This window comes from Bacteroides sp. GD17 (genome assembly GCF_038448625.1).
GTDB lineage: Bacteria > Bacteroidota > Bacteroidia > Bacteroidales > Bacteroidaceae > Bacteroides.
This window is the reverse complement of the sequence record NZ_JBCEZS010000056.1, coordinates 1-1,298: the sequence shown is the minus strand read 5'-3', so window position 1 is coordinate 1,298 and position 1,298 is coordinate 1. Positions and strand designations below refer to the sequence as shown.

The following is a 1,298-nucleotide window of genomic DNA, read 5'->3' as shown; positions in this document are numbered from 1 at the left end:
TATTCCGTTACTTCGTAGGTAATAAAAAACCGTTAATTTCGTTAAGATTTAAGGTCAGATGGCGCTTCAAAAGCCCTTTTGTTGGGAATGGGAAAATATGTCAGTCTGAATATGTGAAAGGAAAGACAGACTCCTAAAAAGAGACAGGCGAAAAGAAGGAAATATAATTCAGAGACCGGAAAATGTTGTAAATGCAGATGTAATATTCTTATTTGCAGCTAATTAATTAAAAGAAAGGAAGATCAGTAAGAGCAACAGCATTCCTTTCCTCAAAATACTCTTTGAGGAATCTAAATATTATACAACAATACTATGCTATCTTACAAAAAGAGGTTACATCTTTTATACCAAACACCCACCACTTCTTACAAAAGAAATTACTATCCGGTTGGCTTCATCTATCTTCTTATTACTGAAAGGCTTCAGATAAGTTTCTGTAACCGCAATAGAAGAATGTCCCATTGCTTCCGAGATAATACCGGGATGAATTTCGCAGTGATAAGCCATTGTAGCCCATGTGTGGCGTGCGGCATAGGTGCTGAGGGCAGACTTCATGCCTAGAGATTGCCTCAAAGAAGACAATCTTTGATTAAAGCACCTCAAGGCGGACTGATATTCCCGATATGCGGCCTCAGAACCCTCCTCGCTTTGCAAGATAGGAAACAGATAAGGTGAATCCTGGTCCCTGTTAGCCACTAAACGCACCAATTGCATTACCTCAGGAGTAAGTGCCACTGTCAGGGCCCGTCCGGTTTTCCGACGCCGATACGACAATACATTGCCCTGTAGATCCCTCTTATGCAGATATGCCAGGTCAACGAATGGAATGCCACGCAGCATGAACATAAGAACAAAGAATACTCTGGTTCTCTGATTGTTAGACAGATAATTAGTTTCCTGCATCCTCATTTCCGTTTCCCGTACCAGATAGCTTATATCCGATGTTTCCAATGCTTTCTTCCTGTCCGCACATGTACCGGTATATACGTGTTCAAACAATCTTGGTACATACCGAACATACTTCATGTCAACCGCCTGATTGTATGTGGAACGTATCGTCTTTATATAAGTAGATACCGTATTCCAGCTACAATTTCGCTGTCTCAGATGGTTTTCGAACCGCTTCAGCACCGTAGGACTTAATTTTCGTAAAGGCAACGGCTGATTGTTAACGAATGCAGAAAAAGCATTCGAAGTAGCCTGATAGATATGGGCTGTTCCCCATCGACCATTCTCGCGAAGCTCCTCAACTATCATTGAGAACATCTTCTGTAAGGTAATTTCATTCCTGATCATTT

1 protein-coding gene is annotated in these 1,298 nt (G+C 41.2%); it reads right to left on the bottom strand.

Features of this window, described 5'->3' with window-relative positions:
- Positions 1-342: 342 nt before the first annotated feature.
- Positions 343-1,296, bottom strand: a complete 954-nt coding sequence (locus AAE250_RS23555) for a tyrosine-type recombinase/integrase (protein ID WP_342289512.1) — start codon at positions 1,294-1,296, stop codon at positions 343-345.
- Between the last annotated feature and the right edge of the window lie 2 nt (positions 1,297-1,298).

Bases quoted from the DNA above. Each gene is read 5' to 3' on its own strand.
- AAE250_RS23555 (WP_342289512.1), bottom strand. From the start codon at position 1,296: ATGATCAGGAATGAAATTACCTTACAGAAGATGTTCTCAATGATAGTT.